General features: G+C 54.8%; 23 protein-coding genes, 2 tRNA genes and 1 riboswitch. Of the genes, 16 read left to right on the top strand and 9 right to left on the bottom strand.

Annotation, left to right across the window (positions count from 1 at the left end; all coding sequences use genetic code 11):
• The first annotated feature begins 41 nt into the window (after window positions 1-41).
• From hisI to M9H61_RS02740, 5 genes are all read left to right on the top strand, one after another.
• Window positions 42-440 carry a phosphoribosyl-AMP cyclohydrolase gene (gene hisI / locus M9H61_RS02760; RefSeq protein ID WP_206927456.1) on the top strand — a complete coding sequence of 133 codons (399 nt, stop codon included), beginning with the start codon at window positions 42-44 and terminating at the stop codon, window positions 438-440.
• Window positions 441-464: 24 nt separating this feature from the next.
• Window positions 465-1,583, top strand: coding sequence for a GTP-binding protein (locus M9H61_RS02755; RefSeq protein WP_250283258.1), 1,119 nt, complete (start codon window positions 465-467; stop codon window positions 1,581-1,583).
• A gap of 337 nt (window positions 1,584-1,920) precedes the next feature.
• On the top strand, window positions 1,921-2,751 hold the full coding sequence (locus M9H61_RS02750) for an aldo/keto reductase (protein WP_250283256.1): 831 nt from the start codon (window positions 1,921-1,923) through the stop codon (window positions 2,749-2,751).
• Window positions 2,752-2,956: 205 nt separating this feature from the next.
• Window positions 2,957-3,625 (top strand): YitT family protein, encoded by a 669-nt coding sequence (locus M9H61_RS02745; protein ID WP_371922202.1) that lies wholly within the window; start codon window positions 2,957-2,959, stop codon window positions 3,623-3,625.
• 257 nt (window positions 3,626-3,882) lie between these two features.
• Window positions 3,883-4,146, top strand: coding sequence for a photosystem II protein Y (locus M9H61_RS02740; protein WP_250283252.1), 264 nt, complete (start codon window positions 3,883-3,885; stop codon window positions 4,144-4,146).
• Window positions 4,147-4,924: 778 nt separating this feature from the next.
• Here the strand turns inward: M9H61_RS02740 and M9H61_RS02735 are convergent.
• Complete coding sequence (locus M9H61_RS02735) at window positions 4,925-7,150, bottom strand: TonB-dependent siderophore receptor (RefSeq protein WP_206927453.1); 2,226 nt, start codon at window positions 7,148-7,150, stop codon at window positions 4,925-4,927.
• Window positions 7,151-7,429: 279 nt separating this feature from the next.
• Between M9H61_RS02735 and M9H61_RS02730 the strand changes: the two genes are divergently transcribed.
• From M9H61_RS02730 to M9H61_RS02710, 5 genes are all read left to right on the top strand, one after another.
• Window positions 7,430-8,299, top strand: a complete 870-nt coding sequence (locus M9H61_RS02730; protein ID WP_250283249.1) for an ABC transporter ATP-binding protein — start codon at window positions 7,430-7,432, stop codon at window positions 8,297-8,299.
• Window positions 8,296-9,309, top strand: a complete 1,014-nt coding sequence (locus M9H61_RS02725) for an iron ABC transporter permease (protein WP_250283247.1) — start codon at window positions 8,296-8,298, stop codon at window positions 9,307-9,309. The genes M9H61_RS02730 and M9H61_RS02725 overlap by 4 nt, the downstream gene beginning before the upstream one ends.
• Window positions 9,306-10,370 (top strand): iron ABC transporter permease, encoded by a 1,065-nt coding sequence (locus tag M9H61_RS02720; RefSeq protein WP_250283245.1) that lies wholly within the window; start codon window positions 9,306-9,308, stop codon window positions 10,368-10,370. Before M9H61_RS02725 ends, M9H61_RS02720 begins: the two co-directional genes overlap by 4 nt.
• A gap of 151 nt (window positions 10,371-10,521) precedes the next feature.
• The gene (locus tag M9H61_RS02715; protein WP_250283242.1) at window positions 10,522-11,460 is read left to right on the top strand and encodes an ABC transporter substrate-binding protein; all 939 of its coding nucleotides are present in this window, start codon (window positions 10,522-10,524) and stop codon (window positions 11,458-11,460) included.
• Between the two features lie 66 nt (window positions 11,461-11,526).
• Entirely contained in the window at window positions 11,527-12,405 is an 879-nt protein-coding gene (locus tag M9H61_RS02710) for a MurR/RpiR family transcriptional regulator (protein WP_250283240.1), read from the top strand.
• Window positions 12,406-12,494: 89 nt separating this feature from the next.
• Here the strand turns inward: M9H61_RS02710 and M9H61_RS02705 are convergent.
• The 5 genes from M9H61_RS02705 to M9H61_RS02685 form a co-directional block, all read right to left on the bottom strand.
• A tRNA-Arg gene (locus M9H61_RS02705) sits at window positions 12,495-12,571 on the bottom strand.
• 147 nt (window positions 12,572-12,718) lie between these two features.
• Window positions 12,719-13,012: an ETC complex I subunit gene (locus M9H61_RS02700; RefSeq protein WP_068519286.1), complete on the bottom strand. Its 294-nt coding sequence runs from the start codon at window positions 13,010-13,012 to the stop codon at window positions 12,719-12,721.
• 144 nt (window positions 13,013-13,156) lie between these two features.
• A tRNA-Pro gene (locus M9H61_RS02695) sits at window positions 13,157-13,233 on the bottom strand.
• A gap of 158 nt (window positions 13,234-13,391) precedes the next feature.
• On the bottom strand, window positions 13,392-13,838 hold the full coding sequence (locus tag M9H61_RS02690) for a DUF192 domain-containing protein (protein WP_068519285.1): 447 nt from the start codon (window positions 13,836-13,838) through the stop codon (window positions 13,392-13,394).
• Entirely contained in the window at window positions 13,835-14,986 is a 1,152-nt protein-coding gene (locus tag M9H61_RS02685) for an acetoin utilization protein AcuC (protein WP_250283239.1), read from the bottom strand. Before M9H61_RS02685 ends, M9H61_RS02690 begins: the two co-directional genes overlap by 4 nt.
• A 175-nt stretch (window positions 14,987-15,161) precedes the next feature.
• A riboswitch (TPP riboswitch) is annotated at window positions 15,162-15,273 on the top strand.
• On the opposite strand from M9H61_RS02685, the gene M9H61_RS02680 reads away from it, so the two are divergent.
• From M9H61_RS02680 to M9H61_RS02665, 4 genes are all read left to right on the top strand, one after another.
• Window positions 15,264-16,061, top strand: a complete 798-nt coding sequence (locus M9H61_RS02680) for an ABC transporter ATP-binding protein (protein WP_250283235.1) — start codon at window positions 15,264-15,266, stop codon at window positions 16,059-16,061. Its footprint overlaps the riboswitch before it by 10 nt.
• Window positions 16,058-16,870 carry an ABC transporter permease gene (locus tag M9H61_RS02675; protein WP_250283233.1) on the top strand — a complete coding sequence of 271 codons (813 nt, stop codon included), beginning with the start codon at window positions 16,058-16,060 and terminating at the stop codon, window positions 16,868-16,870. Before M9H61_RS02680 ends, M9H61_RS02675 begins: the two co-directional genes overlap by 4 nt.
• Before the next feature lie 78 nt (window positions 16,871-16,948).
• Entirely contained in the window at window positions 16,949-17,902 is a 954-nt protein-coding gene (locus M9H61_RS02670; protein WP_250283231.1) for an ABC transporter substrate-binding protein, read from the top strand.
• A 201-nt stretch (window positions 17,903-18,103) separates the two neighbouring features.
• The gene (locus tag M9H61_RS02665; RefSeq protein ID WP_250283230.1) at window positions 18,104-19,150 is read left to right on the top strand and encodes an MBL fold metallo-hydrolase; all 1,047 of its coding nucleotides are present in this window, start codon (window positions 18,104-18,106) and stop codon (window positions 19,148-19,150) included.
• A 227-nt stretch (window positions 19,151-19,377) separates the two neighbouring features.
• Here the strand turns inward: M9H61_RS02665 and M9H61_RS02660 are convergent, their stop codons facing one another.
• Window positions 19,378-20,691 carry an FAD-binding oxidoreductase gene (locus M9H61_RS02660; protein WP_250283228.1) on the bottom strand — a complete coding sequence of 438 codons (1,314 nt, stop codon included), beginning with the start codon at window positions 20,689-20,691 and terminating at the stop codon, window positions 19,378-19,380.
• 93 nt (window positions 20,692-20,784) lie between these two features.
• Between M9H61_RS02660 and M9H61_RS02655 the strand changes: the two genes are divergently transcribed.
• Both M9H61_RS02655 and M9H61_RS02650 read left to right on the top strand, forming a co-directional pair.
• Entirely contained in the window at window positions 20,785-21,939 is a 1,155-nt protein-coding gene (locus M9H61_RS02655; protein WP_250283226.1) for a PLP-dependent aspartate aminotransferase family protein, read from the top strand.
• Between the two features lie 35 nt (window positions 21,940-21,974).
• A complete protein-coding gene (locus M9H61_RS02650; RefSeq protein WP_250283222.1) occupies window positions 21,975-23,036 on the top strand; it encodes a ChaN family lipoprotein in 1,062 nt (353 codons plus the stop codon).
• 58 nt (window positions 23,037-23,094) lie between these two features.
• Here the strand turns inward: M9H61_RS02650 and M9H61_RS02645 are convergent, their stop codons facing one another.
• Window positions 23,095-23,637, bottom strand: coding sequence for a Panacea domain-containing protein (locus M9H61_RS02645; protein ID WP_068519279.1), 543 nt, complete (start codon window positions 23,635-23,637; stop codon window positions 23,095-23,097).
• Between the two features lie 142 nt (window positions 23,638-23,779).
• The gene (locus tag M9H61_RS02640) at window positions 23,780-24,226 is read right to left on the bottom strand and encodes a hypothetical protein (protein WP_250283220.1); all 447 of its coding nucleotides are present in this window, start codon (window positions 24,224-24,226) and stop codon (window positions 23,780-23,782) included.
• Between the last annotated feature and the right edge of the window lie 73 nt (window positions 24,227-24,299).

Here is a 24,299-nt window from a genome sequence, read left to right as displayed (position 1 = left end):
CCGAACATAAAAAGTCAACCTTCATCGACCGGAGCATCCCCATGACGGCTGCCAACCCGCAAATTGCCGATAAACTCAAATTCAATGAAAACGGCCTGATCCCGGCAATCGCCCAGCAGCATGACACGGGTGAAGTCCTGATGATGGCGTGGATGAACCGTGATGCGGTGCTTGAAACGCTTGAAACCGGTCGGGTGTGCTATTTCTCGCGGTCGCGTGGCAAGCTCTGGCGCAAGGGTGAAAGCTCTGGCCAAGTGCAGAAACTTGTCGATTTCCGCTATGACTGCGATCAGGACACCGTCTTGGTACAGGTCGACCAGCTTGGCGTTGCCTGCCACACGGGGCGTCGCAACTGTTTTTATTTCGCCGCCCGCGATGGACAGGAAGTCGTGATTTCCCAACCGGAAGTCTCGGTCGATGAATTGTACGGCAAGAAATAAGACAGAAAACAAGACATATACGACATGGCCATTTCCGACGAACAGTTTGAACGCATTGCCACCACCGTCATTACCGGCTTTCTGGGCAGCGGCAAGACCACCCTTCTGAATGCCCTTCTGACCCAGGACGGCATGGACAGTACAGCCGTCCTGATCAATGAATTTGGCGAAATCGGGCTTGATCACCTTTTGGTGCGCGAAGTCTCCGAAGATGTGGTGTTGCTGAATTCCGGCTGCATTTGCTGTTCGGTACGGGGTGATCTGATTTCGGGGCTGCGCGATCTGTTTGTCAAACGCACGCGTGGCGAAATCCCGGCCTTTGACCGGGTGATCATTGAAACCACGGGGCTTGCCGACCCGGCACCGATCCTTCATACGCTGATGACTGATCCGCTGCTGACCACCAAGTTCCGTCTCGATAGCGTCGTGACCACGGTGGATGCCATCCATGGGTCCGGGCAGCTTGACCAGCACCCCGAAAGCGTCAAACAGGCCGCAGTCGCCGACCGTATCCTGATGACCAAATCCGATCTGGCCGATGATACGACGCGCACCGCCCTTGAAGCCCGCCTGCGTGCCCTGAACCCCGCCGCCCCGATCTATCAGGTGATAAATGGCGATATCGCGGTATCCAAGCTGTTCAATGCCGGCCTTTATGATCCCGAAACCAAAAGCATGGATGTGCAAAAATGGCTGCGTGACGAGGCCTATGACCATCACGGGGATGAGACCCATGACCATGCACACAGTCACGATCATCACGGCCACAGTCATGATCATAGTCACGACCACGATGTGAACCGCCATGACGACCACATTCAGTCATTCTGCATCACCTTTGACGAGCCGCTGCATTGGGATGCCTTTGTCACCTGGGCCGAGATTTTTACCCAGATGCGCGGCGAAAGCCTTTTGCGCGTCAAGGGCATCCTGAACCTTGTCGGTGAACACGCCCCGGTCGCCATTCACGCCGTCCAGCATGTTTTCCATCCGCCGGCATCGCTTCCGGCCTGGCCCAGTGACGACCATCGATCAAAGATCGTTTTCATCACCAAGGATTTGGGTCCCCAGGTCATTCGGGAGTCCCTTTATCACCTCAATGCGGCGGTCAGCGAAACCGGGAACACAGCACCAACATCATAAGTTGATCCGGTTTGAGCCATATCAAGGATATCGAACCGTTTCAGGTGCAGATTGGATCTTGGCTTGATACAGCCTCACTCTAAGTCCTGAACTTCGGGCGACCCGACATACCCGGTCGCCCTTTTTCTTTTCAAAAATGTCTTTTGACACAAAGACATCTGTGGCACGTCCTTCCCCATTGAACAGCGCACTTCATCCAACCGTACAGGTTGCGGTTTGGTTGCATTGCACTAAATCTGGCGCATGTTAGCGCATAATTGACACCTGATCGTCATTTGAACAGGACGATGACAGCAGCCACAATTACAACAATCAAACACAGAGGGGGTAACACATCATGATTTACCGGAACTGGCAGGGTATCGAAATTCCGGCCCTCGGATTTGGGACATACGAACTCAATAATGATGACGCGGCCACAATGGTCGCAGAGGCCGCCAAAATCGGCTATCGCCATTTTGATACCGCCCAGATGTATCACAATGAAGAAGGCGTTGGTCGCGGTCTTAAGGCATCGGGTCTTGCGCGCGATGACTATTTCCTGACCACCAAGGTCTGGTACGACAAGTTCCAAAGCGGCGATTTGCAAACGTCGGTCGTTGAAAGCCTGCGCAAGCTTGATCTTGACCATGTCGATCTTCTGCTTTTGCACTGGCCGACCGACGAAGTCCCGCTTTCCGAAACGCTGGCCGCCCTTAACGAAGTCAAAAACCTTGGCATGACGCGCCTGATCGGGATTTCAAACTTCCCGACTGCTCTGATCGACAAGGCCGTGTCGCTCAGCAACATTCCGCTGACGGTCAACCAGGTCGAATATCACCCCTATCTTGATCAGTCCCGGGTGCTTGAAAACCTGCGTTCGCATGACATGCTGCTGACCGCCTATTGCCCGATTGCACGCGGGACGGTGTTGCATGACCCGGTGCTTAAGGGTATCGGTGCGAAATACGGCAAATCCGGCATTCAGGTCACCTTGCGCTGGTTGATGCAGCAAGACAGCGTCATGGCGATCCCGAAATCGGGCTCTCCGAAAAATGCCGCCGCCAATTTCAATATCTTTGATTTTGAATTGTCCGATGAAGACATGGCGGCAATCAACAATCTGTCAAAACCCGATGGCCGCATGATTGACCCGTCCTTTGCCCCGAAATGGGACGAAGCCGCCTGATCGGAACGCTGTTGCGCGGACCATTCCGCACAATGACGCGCATGATTTTGCCAAGACCGGCTCCTTTCGGGCCGGTCTTTTGCGTTGGCCTGCACGGCAATATCAAAAACGGGCGAATTGACATTGCATTGCAACGCCAGCTTGTTTCGCACATGCGAAAAGCGTAAATTGATCCCATTCATCAGACAAAAGACTGTTGTCCGACATGGCCCAAACCAACGCATCGATGACCGATACCAACGTATCCACCGCCACACAGGCACCGTCGAAAAAGGACGATATTTCCCATCGCCTTTACGAAGATGTGCTGGCTTTGCTGCTTGGCACAATGGTGGTATCGCTTGGCGTGACGCTTTATAGCGAAAGCGTTCTGGTTACCGGCAGTACAGCCGGGGCGGCGCTTTTGATCGAACATGCGACGGGGCTGTCCTTTGGCCTGATTTTCTTTGTGATCAACCTGCCCTTCTATTGGCTGGCGTTCAAGCGCATGGGCATTGCCTTCACGCTCAAAACCTTTATCGCGGTCGGCCTTGTATCGGGTTTTTCAAAACTGACCCCGATGCTGGTTGATTTTCAGATGCTCAACCCGGTCTATGCGGCAATCTCTGGCGGTGCGCTGATGGGGATTGGCCTTCTCATGCTGTTTCGCCACCGTGCGGGGCTTGGCGGGATCAATATCCTTGCCCTGTATCTGCAGGAACATTTCGGCATCCGCGCCGGTTACTTCCAGCTTGCCGTCGATATGGTGATCCTGATTATCGCGTTTCTGACCCTGCCCTTTGACAAGGTCCTGCTTTCGATCCTGGGTGCAGTCGTGCTCAACCTGATTATCGCGCTCAACCATCGCCCGGGGCGGTATTTGGCGGCACGTTGATTACTACTAAATGGCAAAACATCTCAATGATTGCAAATGATCGACTCTAGGACCTTCTAACTTCAAGCAAGAATCTCCCCCTCGAAACAATCCATCATAAGTCGCAGTTTTGAAAAAAATTCTACTAACAGGCGATAAGTCGATCTTGACATCTTATGCCTGACATTCACAATAACTGATATTCAGAGTTTTCGAATTTATCGTCACAGAACCGGAACTTACAACGTCGATAAACGTTCTGGTGTTAAGGGGAAGCAATGGGGGAAAACACAGTACCAAGCGAAAGTTTGATTTCGCTGACCAAGCTCATACTTGACTTTGCAGAGCGCAATCCCGAATTATTCATTACGACGCTAGCCCTTCTAGCGGTAGTAGTGCTTGCTGTAGGTTGGATGGTTTATAACTTAATCCCAAAAGCCATGAAGTCTATGGGCAAGGAAGTCAGTGACGCAATAAAGAACGCCATCGCCCGTAAAGACGATGAAAATGGCGCTGACAGACAGGAAGAAAACAATGATTGAGCAAATCGTATGGCACATCGCAATAGTTGCAATTACTATTGTAGCGTACGCCTTATTGTGTAATCGCCTCATGAGGGCAACTCAGCGCGTCCGCATCAAGGCTGCAGAACTTGCTACAGAGGTCATCCTGGATAGTCGCACTCCTAAACACGTAGCGATGAAGATGCAGACTATGCAGGGAGATTTGCTTAACTCTTCCGCTCCTTGGTTGATAGCCATTATGCTTATACCATACGCTCTGCAATTTGGATTTCGCCGGACTGAAGAGTACCCTGTGACAGACTACGATGACCTGAATTCCAAGATCAATCAGGCAAGCACGTACTCTATTATCAGTTTCTTGGCACTAAGCCCCATAGCCACTACTATAATTTGTCTGCAAGGGCTGCTGATTCTAGCATATCTGGCTTCTCTTAAGAAATTTAGCAATTTCGTCAAGAGAGTACTGGGTCATAGCATTTCGTCTAATCACAGACACGCATAAAGGCTAATCGAAGACATCTAAAAGAGTGGCAGCTATCGCCACCTTTTAGTGCGAATATCTTTGGTTTGTCTTACGACATTCACAGGCAAAACCTCAAACAATGACGGTTCTTCTGGGGCCAGAACCTTTAACCTACAGGTTAGTTTTCTATTGCTCTATCCGGTTGAGCTAAGGGACAGCACAGTGTGGATGGTTTGCTTATCCCCCATGGGCATGGCATTGGCCGCCTACCCGACTTAACAAAAACGGGGCGCGAACGCCCCGTTTTGGAAATCTGATTTTTGCGTGCGAATGTCAGAATTCGACTTTGGCACTCAGGATTGCCTGGAACGGCTCCCCGATCTGGTTGCCCAGATTGTTGGTGCCAATCGAGGAGGTGTAATACACCTCGTCAAAGATGTTTTTCAGATTGAGCTGGAAGGTAATCGGGTTGCTGGCATCAATCGTGTAGGACGCAAACATGTCCGCAACCGCATAAGCCGGAAGGTCATAGGTATTGGTGTTGGTCCCCGGACGATCACCGACCGCACGGACACCACCGCCCGCCCGGAAGTTGCTGGCACCGGGCACCGCAGTCCCGAAATCATAGGCCAGGAAAAGCGACCCGGTATGGCGGGCCACATTGGCAAGACGCTTGCCCTTGAGTTCGGGATCCTTTGTCACCCGTGCATCGGTAAAGCCATAGCTTGCGATAATGTCGAGATTTTCGGTAAGCGCCCCGGCCACGTCAATTTCAAGCCCGCGCGAACGCACGGTTCCCGCCGCCTTGACCACGGTTTCGCCACCGACATCTTCGGAATAGGCGACGTTGTTTTTCTCGCTGGTATAAAGGGCGATGTTGGTCGTCAGACCATTGGCGACCTGGTATTTCGTGCCGACTTCATAGGAAATACCTTCTTCCGGGGCAATATTGCCGACATAGCTGCCGATCGAGGATTGCGGACGGAAGGTCTTGGCAACATTGGTATAAAGCGACAGTTGCGGCGTCGCCTTATATACCAGACCGCCATTGGGGATCAGTTCCTGACCATAACGTTCGGTGTTGGTCACAAACGGCCGTCCCTTGCCCGCCAGAATGTCGTAATATTGCACACGCAACCCGCCGACCAGGATCCACTGGTCATTCAGATGCAGGGCATCGCGCGCATAGGCCGAAACAGTCGACAATGTTTCGGTCTGGTCACTGTCGCTGGCCGACACGTTCGTACATTCATCCAGATTGCCATAGACCGGATTATAGATATTGAAATTGGTGACGTTGCTACACCGGATCATATCCGTACGCAGCGTATCACTGTAATCATAGGACGTGCCAAACAGCAGCTCGTTCTTCAGCCCGGCCAGCTCGACCTCGCCAGTCAGATCGGCACGCACGGAATGCTTGATCAGGGTTGAATCCTGTGTCGCATCGGCGCGCCGGGTCACATCGCCGGTGCTGGCATTATAGGACCTCACACGCGCCTGATTGTCGGCATATTTGTTGCGGCTGAAGCTGTAATCAAAGCCAAGTTCCCACGCATCGCCAAGATCCTGATTGACTTCGAACTGGACCATATCGGTCTTGCCCTTGGTCACGTTATAGGGCTCGTCAAAGCGAATTTCCGGATCAACATTGACCGCCTTGCCGGTATTGAGATCAAAGATGGTCCCGCGGTCGAACGGCACACTGTATTTTTCGTGGAAGTAACTTAGCGTAATGTCGGTTTCATCGCCTTCCCAGCGAAGGGACGGTGCGATTTGCTGTCGTTCGGTTTCCCCGAAATTGCGCCAGTAATCGGTTTTCTCGTAATCGCCAAGTAACCGGAATGACAGGGATCCGTCTTCCACCAGCGGTCCGGTCACATCAAACCCGGCATTGCCGCCGCCAAAACTGGTCAGGCTTGTATTCACCTCGCCACCGAATTCGGATTGCGGTTTCTTGGTGACGATATTGATCATCCCGCCGGGATCAAGAATGCCATATAATGTCGATGCCGGCCCCTTGACCACTTCGACATGATCGGCCGTGATGTTGAAGCTGCGCGGCGTGGCAACCTTAAGCCCGTTCACCAGAATGGAATCATCACGGTTCGATCCAAATCCGCGGCGAATGATTGCATCCTGCGTCGCACCAAGCGTATTGGTCTGCGTCACCCCGCTGACATTGGCCAGAACATCGTCAAGGCTGCGCGCATCCTGATCTTCGATAACCTGCGATCCGACGACATTGACCACCCGCGGCACATCAATCAACGGGGTCTTGGTCCGGGTCGCCACCGATGTGCTGACCGGCTGATAACCGTCAACCGCATCATCGCCATCCCCGCTTCGCTGGCTTGCTGTCACGGTGACCGGCTGGGTCGTTACCGATGTTGCAGTCTCGTCGGTTGACTGCTTCTGGGTTGGCTGGGCTTGAGCGACCTGCTGGATCTGGCTGCCGGCTTCTTGTTCGCCCGCGGCACGGGCATGGTTGACCATCACCCCGCTTATCGATACCGACGCCAGCAACAAGGCCCCGAATTTACAATGTTGCACCTTCATTCTAACCACACTCACAATTCCAGTTAATAATTATTCTTAATTACTTTGAGAGTGGTTATCATTGTCATTTATGTAGTAGTCAAACCCTAGTTTCACCCATTGCCACAAAACCGGCCTGTTTCCGACCTTTTTATGCCATCAAACACCTGTCGAAAACCGCTAAATCACCCCTGTTTTCGATAAAAAGTGAAAAAATATAACCGTTGGTTTCTTGACTACTACAGTCGCAAATGTTTCTCATTTGCTTTTGGAATCTGCGGAATCGCAAAGACTCACCCGATGATCAAAGACGCTCCATCACGCGATGTTGCCCCATTGGCAGCAGAAAAACTGCATGCTGCATTCCGCGAAACACCGGTTTTGCACGATATATCATTGTCCATTCCGCAAAACCGGCTCACGGTTCTGGTCGGGCCGAACGGTTCTGGCAAGTCGACATTGCTTTCGACTTTGTCGCGTCTGATGTCCCCGGCAAAGGGCACGGTTTACCTTGCCGGCAAGGATATCCATACCCTGCCCACACGCGATGTCGCCCGCAAACTGGGCATTCTGCCGCAAAGCCCGGTCCTGCCCGAAAGCCTTAATGTCTATGATCTGGTGTCGCGCGGTCGCTACCCCCATCAGGGACTTTTCCGGCAATGGAGCAATGCCGACGAAAAGGCCGTCCATCACGCAATGGAAATCACCGACACCGCAAGCTTTGCCCAAACACCGGTCAATGCCTTGTCCGGTGGTCAGCGCCAGCGGTGCTTTATCGCCATGGCACTGGCACAGGAAACCGACATCATCCTGCTTGATGAACCGACAACCTATCTTGATCTGCGTTATCAGGTCGATGTTATGAAACTGATCGCCGAATTGTGTCGCAGCCACGGCCGGACAATCGTCACCGTTCTGCATGACCTGAACTTTGCCATGCAATATGCCGATCACCTGATTTTCCTTAAAGACGGCAAAATACATTGCACAATCGATGATCCGAAATCCTGTTCTGCAAACCTGATTTCAGATGTTTTTTCCACCGACGTCATCCGGTTGGTGGATCCGGATTCCGGCATCCCGGTTTTCATTCCGCGCCATAACGCTGGCGATCACGCCTTGCCATCCGCATCACCATCAAATGCCGCCCCGGCCGGATGTGCACCGTGAGAACGGAACGGCTGTCGGGGGTACATATGGCATCGCGTCCGATCCTTGGCCTTGCCGCCCTGCTGGTCCTGATTTCAACGCTTTATCTTATGGTCGGGCCGCGCCTGATCGGGCTGGACAGCCTGCTTCGCCTTGCAAACGGTTTTGATGCCGGCAGTTTTGATCACCGCGTTCTTCAAACCATTCGCATGCCACGGCTTGTCGCGGCCCTGATCACCGGTGCGTGTCTTGGCCTGTCGGGTTTGTTGTTACAGGGGCTTTTGCGCAACCCGCTGGGCGAACCCCATATTCTGGGACTGAACGCCGGGGCGACACTTGCGGTTGTTGTGGCAACGGCGGCCCCTGTGGGCCTTGCCACGGACGGCATTGCCCGCCCGCTGATGGCCGCGACCGGTGGCGGATTGCTGTTTCTGGCGACGATTGTTTTTGCCTCGGCCGGGAAATCGGGCATGACGTTACTTAAGGTCACCTTTTGCGGGATTGCCTTTTCCGCGCTGGCGTCTGCTGTGACATCGGCCATTCTTATTCTTGATGATGACACCCTTGATCAGGTGCGACTTTGGATGGTCGGGGATCTGGCCGGGGCCCGGATGGATACCCTTTGGGCGTCTTCCTGGTTGCTGGTGCCAGCCGTGATCGCCGTGCTTTATGTTTCAAGTTGCCTGAATGCGCTGGCACTTGGCGATGATGTGGCAACCGGACTTGGTATTTCCGTTCGTCGGGTACGCCTGATCGGTATCATTGCCGCCGCCCTGTTTTGCGGGATCGCGGTCGCAATCGCAGGTCCGATCGGCTTTGTCGGGTTGATTGTGCCCAATCTGGTGCGCCGCTTTGTCAGCGATTACCGATTGTCCGTACCGCTTGTCGCATTGGGTGGTGCGGGCTTGCTGGCTCTTGCCGATCTGTCAGCGCGGCTTGTGATGCTGCCCCATGAAATTCCCACCGGACTTGCCACCGCCTTTGTTGGCGCACCGGTCTTTATCATTCTGGTGGCAAGGGCGCTGCGATGACCATGCCATTCAAACAGCCCCGTGCCACCGGCTATCACCAGATCAGGATCGGCCGCCTTGAAATGCGCCTGCATATCGTGCGCACCGTCATCCTTGTCCTTGCGGCATCGGGGCTGATTGCCGGAGTATTCTGGGCAATCACACTGGGCAGTCAGGATATCCTGCCGACCGGTCTGATCGCCGTCATGTCGGGTGATGTGACATTATCCCCCACGGCACAGGCGATCTTGACAGAACTGCGTCTGCCACGGGTTGTTCTTGCCGTTTTGTGCGGGGCGATGCTGGGGCTTTCGGGTGCATCGATGCAGTCACTGACTCGTAATGGTCTTGCGGATCCGGGGCTTCTTGGCGTGCGCGAAGGATCTATTCTGGTCATTTTGTGCCTGATCCTGTTTGGCCCGTCCCTGCCCGCCATTTCATATCCGCTACTGGGCACGATTGGCGGTTTGCTTGTGGCTGCAATGACGGTTGCCATCGCGCGATCGACCTCCAACCTGCGCTTTGTGCTGATCGGTATCGGGCTGTCGTGGTTTTTATCGGCACTGGTGGCCATGATCCTTGTGTCCCTTGATGCCAGCGACGCCCAGCCATTGCTTCTTTGGGTTACCGGCAGTCTGACATCCGCCACCTGGGACATCGTCCCGGTCGCAGCGGGACTTCTGCTTGTCAACTTTGTGCTGCTTCTGGGCTGCGCACGGTCGGCTGATGTCATGTCCCTTGGCGCACAGACCGCCACCGGACTTGGTGTGCGGCTTGGCCGGACATCGGCGATCCAGCTTCTAGCCGCAACCATGCTTTCGGCAACATGTGTCTCGACCATTGGCGGGATCGGCTTTATCGGCCTGATCGCCCCGCACCTGACCAAACTTGTCATTGGCAACCACAGTCAGGCATCGGTTCTAGCGGCCAGCGCCCTGGTCGGCGGGCTGTTGTTGCTGGCATCCGATACCATTGGCCGGGTTGCGTTTTTACCCCTGCAACTGCCAGCCGGCATTGTTCTTGCCGTGATTGGTGTGCCGGTTCTTCTGATCCTGCTTTGGAAACGCCGCGATGAACTTTAGGACGATCTTGATGGCAATGCCCGTTGTGTTTTCATGCAATCAGCACCCGGTTGCGCGCGATCGCATTTCCCCGCGCCCCCAATCTCCTCATTTCATATTCCGACGGGTCATATCCGCTATTGCCGCCTTCGTCGCAGTCCTTCTGTGGGGCATGAACGTACAGGCAAAAACATTCACTGATGATCTTGGCCGGGATGTCGAGGTGCCGGACCATCCGACGCGGATCATTTCGCTATATGATGTGGATGTCACCATTCCGCTGATTGAACTTGGCGTTTTTCCAATCGCCAGTCACGGACGTATCGGCCTTGACGGGACGCCGTATTTGCGGTCATCCCGGCTTTTGACCGGGGTGGATTTTGACAATTCCGACATCCGCTATATCGGATCGACCGAGATTGATCTTGAAACCATCACTGCCCTGGCGCCCGATCTGATCATCACCGCCCCGGGCCGGGCCAGTTCAATCGAACCGCTTCAGGCGATTGCCCCGACGGTTTCACTTGATGCCGCGCGGCGGGGTGGCCCCCATGTGTATCAAAAGCTCGCCGAACTGACCGGTCGGCAAGATGCCCTGAAATATCTAGAAGCCCGTTATCAAGCCAATATCGCCGCCCTGAAACGCAATCTGAACCCGTCGGACATCACCGTCAGTGTGCTTCAACCCCTTAATGGCAAGATCAATATCTATCATACCTATCGATCACTGGGGCGGGTGCTGCGCGATGCCGGGTTCAAATTCCCCGCACTGATTGACAATATCGCCCCTTCCGGCCGCCTTCAGGTCAGCCCGGAATATCTTCCCGATCTTGATGCCGATTACATATTCGATCCGTTCCGCGATGACCGCAACAATGGCGCCAAGGCCGAAATCAGGGCAATGAACGATATCTTTCCCGATTTCTGCCGTTTCCTGAAGGCCTGCCGCGACGGCCGCTATATCCTGGTGTCGCGTGAAATCGCGATTTCGAATTCCTATGGCGCGCTTTCGATGATGACCGCCCTGATCACGTCACACATTGTTGCCGACCGGTTCCGGCCGCCATCCGGCCCCGCGATCAAATCACCGGAAAACGCACCCAAACCCTGAATGCGGTGCGCCGCCTTACATCGGCAGCACCGCCTGTTGCATCCTTCATCAAACCGGGAGTAGCCCGTGTCCAAGAATTTCACCGAAAATCCCGTTGATCGTTTTGCCGAACGCATCAATGCCCGCGCAGACCGCCTGTCCCCCAGCATGCAACTGGTTGCCGAATATATCCGCGATAATCTGAGCGCGACCCTGTCACAATCGGCCCTTGAGATCGCCCACATTACCGATACATCCGATGCCACGGTGATCAGAACGGTTCAGGCTGTCGGCTTTACCGGCCTTCGCGATCTTAAGGAAACCATCGAAGGTTTCTTTATCGCCACCAATTCGCCAACTGCAAAAATGGCGTCGACAACATCGGATGTCGCCAATGATGCCGATACCGCCATCGATTTCATGGTCGAAGATCAGCTTAACGCCATGCGTGAACTGGGTCAGCCCCACAACCGTGCCGGAATGCGCAAAGCGGTCGAACTGCTGTCTGGTGCCAACCGGATCGGTGTATCGGGGATTGGGGCATCTGGCATCATCGCATCCTATGCCGCCCGTCTTTTTTCACGCAGCGGCTATCCCGCCTATGAATTGAACCGCACCGGCATATCATTGGCCGAACAATTGATCGAGGTCGGACCAGGTGACGTTATTGTAATGCTGGGTCATGGCCGCCTGCATCGCGAAGCCAGCGCCACCGTTGCCGAGGCCGAACGCCTGTCGGTTCCCCTGATCGGGATTGTCTCATCCGACAAAAGCCCGCTGATCAAAATCGCCGAGGCCGCAATCGTCCTGCCGCGTTCCAAAAGCGATCAGGTCGCCCTGCACGCCCCCATGATGTGCTGCCTGGAAACTATGATGATCGGCCTTGCTGCGGCCAATCCGGCCAAGCCGCTTGCCACACTTGAACGCATCGTTGAAATCCGCAACCGCATCCGCCCGAAAAAGTAAAACCGCCGCTGCTGTCACGACGAAGGACCCGCGCGGCTGGCACGGAAAGGTCGAAACATCCGGATAACAGATTGATAAAAAAGAAAAAATGGCGATCCCTGCAGGACTCGAACCTGCAACCTACAGATTAGAAGTCTGTTGCTCTATCCAGTTGAGCTAAGGGACCGCTGGGTGGGGGTGGTTTGCTTATCCCCCGGGGCATGGCATTGGTCGCCTGCCCGGCATGTTTGCAGGGTTTAACGTCCCCTGTCAGACGAAACGGGGCGGATGCCCGCCCCGATGGTATGGTCAGCCGGTAACAGCCAGTCCGCTATCAGACAACGCGTTTGAACGCGAAATTGTCGGCATAGGACTTGATCTGGACCTTGCGCGGCTTGGGCTGTTCGATATCGGCGATCAGCTTGTGCTTGGCGGCAAAGGCCTGGGCTTCTTCAAGGGTATCGAAATACATGCGGACCTGGCCACGGGTATCGGTTGAACCGATCCACCCCATCAGTTGATCGGCGACTTTTTTCGCACCCGGTTCAAATTCCATAACCCAGTGCTTGGTCGCAGCCTGACCGGACTGCATGGCGTTTTTGGCAGGTTTATAAACACGGACCTTCATCGGGACCCTCGTCTTGACCGTCGGGATAAGATGTTTATGGCAGTTTAACGGGCCTCTCTAACCCCTGCCAATACTTCATCTTTTACACTTTTTGTCGCGAATTGGAAATCCTGTTGGATCACCGTCAGACAACAAAAAGGGAAATGGTCGGGAAGGCGAGATTCGAACTCGCGACCCCCTGCTCCCAAAGCAGGTACGCTACCAGACTGCGCTACTCCCCGACGCGGATGTGGATTTAGCACCATAATGCCGGGTGGGCAAGACCGCATTATGCGTTTTTTCCGAAAAACATGCACAAAAACCAAAGGCCGCAGATATGGTCTGCGGCCTTGCTATTGCTGATTGATCTTTTGACTGTGGGCGGGTTGGCCACAACGCCCTAGCGCGGCAGGCCTTCGACCTTTTCGCCAACCTCAAAGCCCATCTTGTCGGCCGAGCCACCATTCAGCTCAAGCACGAAACGCACCGGCTTTGGCGACGGGATGATGGTTTCCGATTGCGGTACCGTGCGCTTTTCAATGCCGACAATCGTGCCACTGGCATCAATGAACAGCATATCAAGCGAAATGAAGGTATTCTTCATCCACATTGAAATGTCACGCGCGCCGCCGAAATCAAACAGCATCCCGGCATCACTGGCCATTTCGGTGCGGAACATCAGGCCGCGCGATCGTTCTTCCGGGGTGACGGCCATTTCGACATTATAGACCTCACCATCGACGAGAATGCGCGATCGTTCAAATCCGGTTGCCTTTGCATTAAGCCCCGCAACCACTGCTGCGCTGATAAAGCACACCACCAAAGCCATCTGAATAAACGACTTCATACCCCATACCCTCTTAGTCTTCTGACGCGTTCCCGGACCTCGTCCCGGATTGCGCCGCCCCGCCATGGATCCGCCAAAGTTGTAAACAACTCGTTGGCCGGCTGTCTGCCACGACTATGCGACCATTTTATGACACGCAGGATATTTTCCGCTGTGATGGGTAACACAGGTGGTATTTCGATCCCGTTAATGGTCGCCCACACCCCGGACCAACAGCGCGCAACCCCATATGGACTATATCCTCCGCCGCCAAGAACAAGACTTCTTGGCGCCAATCTGGTCATCGCCCCCACGACTTCCCAGATCGATTGATTGCCCAAAAGCTGTTTTGAAAGCGGATCCTCGGCAAGAGTATCACATCCACATTGTAAAACAATAGCTTGTGGTGCAAAACTTAATGCAAGAGGAATCAAATATTCAAAAAGAACGAACCGCATCTCGTCGTCATTCATCCCGCCCGGCATGGGCAGGTTGCGGGCCATGCCCCCGGCCACGTCATCAATCGTACCGGTCTTGGGCCATAAATCTTCCTGATGCATGGAAACGGTCAGAACCCGGTCATCTTCGGCAAAGGCATATTGCACGCCATCCCCGTGATGGGCGTCAATATCAACATACAACACCCGATCCAGCCCCGAATCGAGAAGCGCATAAATTCCCAGAACCGGGTCGTTGAAGTAACAAAATCCCGATGCCCGATCCCGCAACCCGTGATGCGTTCCCCCGGCCGGATGATGGATGATTCCGCCATCGGCAATCAATTGCGCCGCCAGGATCGATGATCCGGCCGCAGTCGCCGGACGCCGGAAAATTTCCGGATAGATCGGATTGCCATTTTTACCTAGCCCAAACCGGACCATGTCCTCCTCGGGAAGGGACTGGTCACGTTCGGCCTGTATGACGGCATCGACATATTCCGGGTCATGAAACCGTGCCAACTGATCGGGGGTTGCCACCGGCCCCGTCAAATAGGTGCTTTCATCCACCCAGCCCAGCGCATGCACCATATCGACCACCAGCGACACCCGCGGGATCGCCAATGGATGTTTCGGCCCGTAACTGGACCCGCGGTAAATTTCGGCGGCAATCATGCGCGGGGTTATGTCACCCCGACGATAATCAGGAAGGGTTTCGGGCAAGATGGTCACAACAGATGTCAGTCAATTTCAACGGCAGGATCCCCACAGCATTGCGTGCATTCACGCCATTCTGCAAGGGCTGATTACAGCGATCTGACACATCGATCATTGTTGTTTATCGCGCGCGCCGCCTGACACAAATTGTCACAAAACTTGACGGACGCGTTTTGACTGCGCATAGTCCCGTCATCTCCGGGGGGGCCGATCGTAAATCGGCTGAGAGGTTCGGTGTTGCCGAACGACCCTTTGAACCTGAACCGGTTAAGACCGGCGTAGGAAGGATCGAATGCGCGACACAGAACAAGCGCCCCAGCGGGCGCAAAATCCAACCAGTTTCGATATCCACCTGTCGGGTGCCCGTGTGGCATTTGGCGGCGTTGATATTTTTGATGATCTTGATCTGACCCTTCGGGCCGGAAGTTTTACCTGCTTGCTCGGTCCCAGCGGCGTTGGCAAAAGCACGCTTTTGCGCTTCCTTGCCGGTCTGGTCGAAGGCGATGTTAGCGGTAACATCACCTGTTCTGACGGCGGCATCCTTAAGAACCGCATCGCCTATATGGCGCAGCAGGATTTGCTTTTGCCCTGGCGCACGGTACGCGAGAATGTCGAACTTGGTGCGGTCTTGCGCGGGGAACGTCCCGATCATGCGCGTGCCGAACACCTGATCGCCGAAGTCGGTTTGACCGATGCCGCCCATCTGCGCCCGGCCAAACTTTCGGGCGGGATGAAACAGCGTGCTGCCCTTGCCCGCACCCTGATGGAAGATCGCCCGGTTGTCCTGATGGATGAACCGTTTTCAGCCCTTGATCCGGTCAATCGATTACGTTTGCAGGAACTGGCCGCACGGGTTTTGCGCGGCAAGACGGTATTGCTGGTAACCCACGACCCGCTTGAAGCATTGCGTCTTGGCGATCATGTTCATGTCCTGTCGGGTGCCCCGGCCACCCTTGCCGATGCCATCACGCCAGATGGTCAAAGCCCGCGCAACATCACCGATCCCGCCATTTTGGCCCAGCAGGCCGAATTGCTGCGCCAACTTGGTGCCGATATCAGCACGGGTTATGGTGCGGAGGCTGTGTCATGAGCCTTCAAAACAATCCTCATACCCATAAAAAACCACTGACAGAACGCCGCTGGCTGATGATTGCGCGGCCACTGATCATTGTGGTTGCGCTGATTGCAACATGGCAGGCGCTGGTTCTGATTACCGGTGCGCCGAAATACATGCTGCCAACGCCCGCAGATGTCTGGGCCACCCTGATTTCCCGGCATGATGTTTTGCTTGATCACGCGCAATATACCATCGCCGAAACGGTGATTGGCCTGTTTGCCGGTGCGGCACTTGGGACGCTGGCGGCCATTCCGATGGCGCTATTTTCGCCAGTCCGGTTCTGGTTGATGCCGATCCTTCTGGTGTCGCAGGCCATTCCGTTCTTTGCCCTGGCACCGCTTCTGGTTCTTTGGTTGGGCTTTGGTCTGGCATCCAAGATTGCCATGGCCGCCCTGATCATTTTCTTCCCGGTGACGGTCGCCTTCTTTGACGGGTTGGCGCGGACCGAAACCGGCTGGCTTGATCTGGCACGGACCATGGGGGCCAGTCGCTGGCGACTTTTGACCCATATCCGCCTGCCCGCTGCCCTTCCGGCCTTTGCATCGGGTTTCCGGGTTGCCACCGCCGTTGCTCCGATTGGGGCTGTGATTGGTGAATGGGTGGGGTCCAGTCACGGGCTTGGCTATTTGATGTTGCATGCCAATGCCCGGGTTCAGATTGATATGGTTTTTGCCTGTCTTCTGATCCTGTGCGCCTTTTCGATCACGCAATATTTCATTGTCGATCGCGTCCTGCGCGCCGCCCTGCCCTGGCAGCCCGACAGCCTGAAACCGGTTCGGTAATACAATTCCCCGCTGCCCGATTGGTCGCGGTTTAAATCCTCATACAAATAATTTGGCGCATCTTACGGAGGTTCATCCATGTCACGCCTTAAATCCATGATCACCGCGACCGCATTGGGCGCAATGGTTCTTGGCACGTCCTCAACGGCCTTTGCCGCCGACAAGCTGGTCATTCTTCTGGACTGGTTTGTGAACCCGGATCACGCACCGCTGATCGTCGCCAAGGAAAAGGGCTTCTTTGCCAAGCATGATCTTGATATCGAACTGATCGAACCAAGCGACCCGTCCGCGCCGCCGCGCCTTGTTGCTGCCGGCCAGGGTGACGTTGCGGTCAATTATCAGCCCCAGCTTCATGTGCAGGCCGCCGAAGGATTGCCGCTGACCCGTATCGGGACGCTGGTTGCGACCCCGCTTAACAGCCTGATCGTTTTGGAAGATGGCCCGATCAAGGAAATCGCGGACCTTAAGGGCAAGAAAATCGGCTATTCGCTGGCCGGGTTTGAAGATGCGCTGCTTGGCACCATGCTGGGCAATCACGGTGTGTCGATGGATGAGGTCGAGCTGATTAATGTGAACTTCTCGCTGTCGCCGTCGCTTTATTCCGGACAGGTGGACGCGATCATTGGCGGCTATCGCAACTTTGAACTTAATCAGATGGAAATCGAAGGCAAACCGGGCAAGGCATTCTATGTCGAGGAAGAAGGCGTTCCGCCCTATGACGAGCTGATCCTGACCGTACGCAATGACAAGGTCGATGATCCGCGCTTTGCCCGTATGCTCGCCGCCCTCGAAGAAGGCGTGCAGTACCTGATCAATCATCCCGATGACAGCTGGAAGGCCTTTATTGCGGCCTATCCGAACCTTGATGACGAACTCAATATCAAGGCCTGGGCCGATACCTTGCCGCGCTTTGCCCTGCGTCCGGCCGCCCTTGATAAAAACCGCTATGCGCGTTTTGCCGATTACATGGTGCAGCAGGGCCTGATTGCAGAAAGCCCGGCACTTGAAACCTATGCCACGGTGATTGAATAAAATTCAGTTCCCCCTGCTTCCGCAGCGCTTTCCCGGTGGATGCGGAAGTTTCAGGAAGGCCGGAACGTGTCCCCCGCGCTCCGGCCTTTTTCATGTGGTATCCGCCGTGATACGTGTCATTGGCACTTGCGTTTACCTTCTGGTCACCAGACCTTGTGACAGACATAATCACATGATTGTTTTGATGGCAGGAACAGACGCGTGCAAACCCAATCCCGACCCGATCACCATACCGAAACCGGTTTTGAAAACCGTCATCCCCTGCCCGATCCGGTCAAACGGTCGTTCTGGCGTTTTTTGAAACTGCGTTTCTCGGGCGATTACAAATGGCCAAAGGCAACCGAGCAAATCGGCAAAATCGCGACCGAAACACCCGATTTTGAGGCCATCCAAAACCCGGACCCGACCCGTTTGCAGGTCACCTGGGTCGGTCATGCCACGGTTCTGGTGCAATATGGCGGGCTTAACATCCTGACCGATCCGGTATTTTCAGATCGCGCATCCCCCTTTAAACGACTGGGCCCGAAACGATACAGCCAGCCGGGCCTAAGCATCAATCAGTTGCCCAAGCTTGATCTGGTCTTGCTGTCACACAATCATTACGACCATTTCGATCTTGCCAGCCTGACCGTTCTTGGCGATGTGCCGCGTTATGTGTTGCCGCTTAAAAACGGGCCGTTGCTGGAAAAGGCAGGCATCACTCCTGATCGCTATATCGAGCTTGATTGGGATGAAAGCCACCATCACGGGGATGTTAAAATCACCCATGTGCCGTCCAACCATTGGTCAAGCCGCACCACCAAGGATCGCAAGGAAATGCTGTGGGGTGGCTATATTCTGGAATTCGCGGATGGCTACCGGTTCTATTTTGTCGGCGATACCGGTTGGAACGAGGCCCTGTTTACCGAACTGGGCCAGCAACATGGCGGGATTGATTTCGGCCTGATCCCCATCGGGGCCTATGACCCGCGCGATTTCATGCGCAATTCCCACTGCAATCCCGAAGAAGCCGTACAGATCATGCAGGCAATGGGCGTCAAACAGGCACTTGCCATCCATTGGGGGACATTCGTTCTGACCGCCGAACCCGTTGATGAACCGCCCAAGCGACTGGCATCGGCCCGCAAGGAAGCGGGTCTTGGCGATGATGACTTTATTGCCCCGCCGATTGGCGCGACCCGGTTCTTTGCAGGCAAGCAGGCCACGGCGGCCCCCGAACCGCATGCCATTTCGATCAGCGCCGAATAACAAACAAAACCGGCAGCGCGCAAACGCTGCCGGTTTCGTCCGATCCACGATCACCCATTGGGAGACGGGCGATCCGCATCGTTTCTGATCTGCAAGGAAACGCCGTCCTGCACATCATTAAAGATACGTTATAACATTACATTTGTTCTGCAAGGAAATTCTGAAGGGATAACGGGATGATGTGACGCCGCTTACACCATCCCGTCCAAACTTTGATAATGCGGGATTTAGACCCGCGTGCGCGGACGGCGGACAGAACCGTCTTCAAACCGCGAAAGCTCCATCCCCGCAAGGGTAATCGATGGCTGTCCGGTGGTGATCCAGTCTGCCAATACCTTGCCCACAACCGGCCCCATGGCAAATCCGTGCCCCGAAAATCCGGTGGCGACAAAGAAGTGCTTGGGATTGACGAACTGATCAATGACCGGCACCGCATCCGGGGTGACATCAATATCACCGGCCCATTTGTCAACGATGCCGACCTGCTTGATCTGCGGAAAGACCTTTTGCAGATTGGCCATGGCGTTGCTAACTCGCACCTTATAGGGTTCGGCCTGATTGGTGCGCCGTCCGATCATTGGTTGTTTCGATGCTTCTGATCCCGGCAGACGGTCGACCAGATCATCAAAGAACCGCTTGTTAAAGTGGAACTTGAAGGTCGCCCAGTTATCAAAAAGCCCCGGCGCAAAGGCCTTGGCATATTTGAAACGGCCAAGGGTCAGATCAATATCGGTCATGAATTCATCCGCAATATTCATCGACCCGTCAGTGCGCTGTCGAAAGGCCAGACCCGCAGCAAGCGTCCCGGCCGCCGAGATATCGGGCACGGGCGTTGTACGGATCACGGTGCCACGCGTGGTTTGCTGCGGCAGTCGGCGGCCGAATTTGGCAACGAATTTATGGGTGGCGGCACCGGCCGCACAGATCACATATTTGCATTTGATTTCGCCCTTTTCCGAAACCACCGAACTGATCGCACCCGCGGTTGTTTCAATCGAAAGCGCGCCGCATCCCTCGGCAATCACCGCGCCCATTTCGCTGGCACGTCTGGCGATGGCCGGTGCGGCTTTTTTCGGTTCGGCCTGCCCGTCCGATGGCGTGTAAATGCCCCCGACACCGGGTGTTGTGATGCCCGGTGTGATGTTCTCGACACCCTTTGGTGACAGCACCCGGGTTTCAATATCAAAACCCTTGGCGTCTTCGATCCATTGTTCGTAATCGGCCATTTCCGCGTCATCGCGCGCCACAAACAGAACCCCGCCCTGACGCCATTCAAGATCGGCATTCAGTTCCTTTTCCAACCCTTGCCAGATGCGGTTGCATTCGATCATCAGCGGCAATTCAACCGGATCGCGCCCCTGCTGACGGACAAATCCCCACGCCCGGCCTGACTGATGTGATGCAATCGTATCCTTTTCCAGAAGAACCACCTTCATCCCCGCCTTGGTCAGGTAATAGGCGCTGGAAGATCCATGGATTCCGCCACCGATGACGACAACGTCGCATTCCTTTGGCAGGGTGATTTCGGGGTAATTGGTCATGTCGGGGCCTCTGGATTGGATTACAGTTTGGTGTGTGGCGCGAACCACGTTATGTTGCGCGGCAATAAATCTCAACAAAATCAGGTAGCCACCATGTCTGATCACGCAAAAAACCAAAAACCGGCCACCATCACCGCCCAGGCACTGGGCTGGGTTGATGACGCAACCAAGTCGGTCACACCGCCGCTTTATCCGTCGACCACGTTCGAGCGTAATACCGATCTCAGCTATCATGACGGGCGCTGCTATACGCGCGCGGACAACCCGACCTATGATCAGGCCTGCGAAGTATTAAGCACCCTTGAAGGTGGCAGCGAAACCCGCCTGTTTGCATCGGGCATGGCAGCGGCAGTTGCCTGTCTTCATGCCCTTAGCCCCGGCGATCATGTTGTTGCCCCCAAGGTGATGTATTGGGCGCTGCGCAGCTTCATGCTTGATAGTGGCGTACGTGCCGGGCTGTCCTTTGACTTTGTCGATAACGCCGACATTGCCGACTGGGACAAGCACATTGTTGCGGGCAAGACCAAACTGGTCTGGCTTGAAACCCCGGCCAACCCGGACTGGCAGATCACCGATATTGCAGCTGTTGCCGAACTGGCGCACAAGGCTGGCGCACAGGTGGTTGTCGATAATACCGTTGCCACCCCGCTTTTGACCCGCCCGATTGAATTTGGTGCCGACATCGTCATGCATTCGGCAACCAAATATCTCAATGGTCACAGTGACGTTCTGGCCGGATCGCTGACCACGGCATCAGACAGCGAATACTGGCAACGTGTGTGCAAACAGCATGCATCTGGCGGTGCGGTTCTTGGTGTGTTTGAAACCTGGCTTTTGCTGCGCGGGATGCGCACGCTTTCGATCCGTGTTGAACGGGCGTCGGCCAATGCGATGGCCATTGCCAAACATTTCGAAAACCACCCCGAAGTCGAACAGGTCCAGTATCCGGGCCTTGCAAGCCACGCCGGGCATGATATCGCGGCCAAACAGATGACGGGTGGATTTGGAGGGATGCTGTCGATCCGGGTCAAGGGCGGCGAAAAGCGCGCGGTTGATTTCCATAATCAGTGCAAACTTTTCAAACGGGCAACGTCACTTGGCGGGGTAGAAAGCCTGATCGAACATCGTTCTTCGGTCGAAGGCCCGACAAGCCCGGTTCCCGGTGATTTGCTGCGCCTTTCGGTCGGGATCGAGGATGCAGATGATCTTGTTAACGACCTGGAAACAGCATTGCGGTTAAGCAAATAAACTGAACCATCTATCAATCTGGAATTTCACGATCGATGTCAAAGCTCCCTCTTCGCTGGCTTCACGCAAATGCATTGTTTCGCAATGCCGGTGTGATCGCCGCAATTGCAGGGAGCTTTGTTTTTTCCGGGCACAGCATAGCGCAGACGCAAGAACCAGCACCGGTACAAATACCAGCCGGCACCGGCAGCCATCATGTCGCCGATATCAATGCCCTGCCGCCTGCACCCGGTCTTATTTTTGATCGGCGTGCTGGCGAATACATCATGTTTGATGAACTTGTGCGTCGTTTGTCGAACCGGAAATATATCCTGATCGGTGAAAAACACAACAACCCGATCCATCACCATCACCAGTCCCAACTGATTGATGCGCTGACAAAATCCGATCAACGCCATCGGGCCGTGGTCTGGGAAATGTTTACCCGCGATCAGCAAGGTCTTCTTGATCAAAGCTGGCAGGAAGTTCCGATCTCCGAGCTTGGGCAGGCACTGGAATGGGAAGAACGCGGTTGGCCGTCATGGCATGACTATGCCCCGATCGCCGAAATCGCCAAGACCCATGACCTGACGATGGTGGCGGGCAATCTGCCAGATGATCTTTTGCGGCCAATCATTGCCGAGGGCACGGCGGCACTGCCGGCGACACTGGCGACAAAGCTTTCGCTGCCCGACATGCCCGACGAGATTATGGAGCGTTTCCGTGTTGAAATGGCCGAAAGCCATTGCAACGCCCTGCCCAAAAGCATGCTGGGTGGCTTTTCAACGGTTCAGTTCGCCCGTGATGCATCCCTTGCCCGCGCCATGACCGATATCGCCAATACCACCGATCATGACGGGGCATTTTTGATCGCGGGCGCCATGCATGTGCGCCACACCATTGCTGTTCCCTGGCATATCAGCCGGTTCGAACCCGGTCTTGATGCCAATGACATTGCAGTCGTCAGCCTGATCGAAGCCGACGATCCAAGCGACAATCCCCCCAAACCACAGGACTATGCCGAACGGTTCGGCAATCGGGATGATGTCGATTTCATGTGGTTTACCAATGATATGGTACGCAAGGATCCGTGCATTGATCTTACAGTCGGGCAATAGATCCCGATAGCGGCCTGTTTACCGCCAGATATCCAGATATGCCGTATCCTGATCGGGATTACTTGATGCGCCGTGGCAGCCAGTCGGTTGTCGCCACGGGTTTGCCCTTGTGCGATCGCATGACACGCGGGCGAACGACTTCCTTTGCCTCGGGCGTGGTGGCACTTTTGCGGACCGATGCATAAAACTCCACCAGCTCCGTATATGGAATGATGGTTCCGATCCCTTCCTTATAGGCCTTGGTAAAGGGCGGATGGTTGCGCACCGTCATGCTCAGATGTTCGACCGTGTGATGACCAAATTGCGACCAGATGCTTTCAAGGAAATGGGCCGTTTTCGGGTCAATCGGTTTGAGCCGCACATCAGGACGGCTTTCTTCCATCACCGCATAAAGGTTGGGTTCGACCGGGCCGAATTCCTCGGCGACGAAGATCGCAGGCATCAGCATATTGCCGTGATAATTCGCCCCGTAATAGGCCTGGGCCAGATACAGCAAACGGTGCAATTTTTGCGGTTGCAGATATTCGTTATCGTTCAGGGCAAGATCAATGAATCTGAACGCTGCTTCGAAAACTGTGTTGAGAACCGGCTTGTTCTGCATTCCTGGCCCGATGGTCTGATGGGAAGATGCCCCATCATAAGGCCTATGTCATATGGCAACAAGCACCGGCGACTTTGATCGGGGAAATTTTGCAGGCAGATATGATCCCGCGATGATCGCCAACAACCCGGTCAAATCCGGGTCAAACCGATGCATCAAGCTGACGACCACGCACACCAACACCATGCGCCACCGCATTTACCAGCGCGTAAAAGGACGTGCCGCTATTGGCTGACAGGTCAAAGGGAATGGATGGATCAAGCATCGATACAAAATCCTGATCAGACTGGACGTCCATCGCACCTTCGCGGTCGCTTGCCCGCCGGGCGGCCGACAATGCGCGCTGTTCGGTTCGCTGATCCTTGTGGTCGCCCGGGTTGCCCTGCCCCGGCTGGCGCTTGTTCTTGCCGTCGATATAGGCATTGAACAAAATGCCGTCATCATCCGGGTTATAGGAATAATGCTGAGAGGATTCTTCAATCTGCGTACTGCGATCAACTGTCGACACACCGCGCGCACCAGCAGCCGCAAGTCGGCCATACTGGCTGACCTGTGAGGTTGTCTGTGCTGTTTGGACCGGTGTGATCATTTCCTCTTTCCTGCCGCAGGGCGGCGAACCAATTCAACCCGAGCATTATACATCAATATAATGGGGAATGGCA

Source organism: Thalassospira sp. GO-4 (assembly GCF_023588965.1).
Classification (GTDB): Bacteria; Pseudomonadota; Alphaproteobacteria; order Rhodospirillales; family Thalassospiraceae; genus Thalassospira; species Thalassospira povalilytica.
This window is presented reverse-complemented; position numbering and strand designations above follow the sequence as displayed.

Coding starts and splice junctions, on each gene's coding strand:
- hisI (WP_206927456.1), top strand. CDS start 42: ATGACGGCTGCCAACCCGCAAATTGCCGATAAACTCAAATTCAATGAA.
- M9H61_RS02700 (WP_068519286.1), bottom strand. CDS start 13,012: ATGAAGGTCCGTGTTTATAAACCTGCCAAAAACGCCATGCAGTCCGGT.
- M9H61_RS02675 (WP_250283233.1), top strand. CDS start 16,058: ATGAGCCTTCAAAACAATCCTCATACCCATAAAAAACCACTGACAGAA.
- M9H61_RS02650 (WP_250283222.1), top strand. CDS start 21,975: ATGTCAAAGCTCCCTCTTCGCTGGCTTCACGCAAATGCATTGTTTCGC.
- M9H61_RS02680 (WP_250283235.1), top strand. CDS start 15,264: ATGCGCGACACAGAACAAGCGCCCCAGCGGGCGCAAAATCCAACCAGT.
- M9H61_RS02745 (WP_371922202.1), top strand. CDS start 2,957: ATGGCCCAAACCAACGCATCGATGACCGATACCAACGTATCCACCGCC.
- M9H61_RS02720 (WP_250283245.1), top strand. CDS start 9,306: ATGACCATGCCATTCAAACAGCCCCGTGCCACCGGCTATCACCAGATC.
- M9H61_RS02655 (WP_250283226.1), top strand. CDS start 20,785: ATGTCTGATCACGCAAAAAACCAAAAACCGGCCACCATCACCGCCCAG.
- M9H61_RS02735 (WP_206927453.1), bottom strand. CDS start 7,150: ATGAAGGTGCAACATTGTAAATTCGGGGCCTTGTTGCTGGCGTCGGTA.
- M9H61_RS02715 (WP_250283242.1), top strand. CDS start 10,522: ATGAACGTACAGGCAAAAACATTCACTGATGATCTTGGCCGGGATGTC.
- M9H61_RS02660 (WP_250283228.1), bottom strand. CDS start 20,691: ATGACCAATTACCCCGAAATCACCCTGCCAAAGGAATGCGACGTTGTC.
- M9H61_RS02730 (WP_250283249.1), top strand. CDS start 7,430: ATGATCAAAGACGCTCCATCACGCGATGTTGCCCCATTGGCAGCAGAA.
- M9H61_RS02755 (WP_250283258.1), top strand. CDS start 465: ATGGCCATTTCCGACGAACAGTTTGAACGCATTGCCACCACCGTCATT.
- M9H61_RS02750 (WP_250283256.1), top strand. CDS start 1,921: ATGATTTACCGGAACTGGCAGGGTATCGAAATTCCGGCCCTCGGATTT.
- M9H61_RS02670 (WP_250283231.1), top strand. CDS start 16,949: ATGTCACGCCTTAAATCCATGATCACCGCGACCGCATTGGGCGCAATG.
- M9H61_RS02740 (WP_250283252.1), top strand. CDS start 3,883: ATGGGGGAAAACACAGTACCAAGCGAAAGTTTGATTTCGCTGACCAAG.
- M9H61_RS02645 (WP_068519279.1), bottom strand. CDS start 23,637: ATGCAGAACAAGCCGGTTCTCAACACAGTTTTCGAAGCAGCGTTCAGA.
- M9H61_RS02640 (WP_250283220.1), bottom strand. CDS start 24,226: ATGATCACACCGGTCCAAACAGCACAGACAACCTCACAGGTCAGCCAG.
- M9H61_RS02690 (WP_068519285.1), bottom strand. CDS start 13,838: ATGAAGTCGTTTATTCAGATGGCTTTGGTGGTGTGCTTTATCAGCGCA.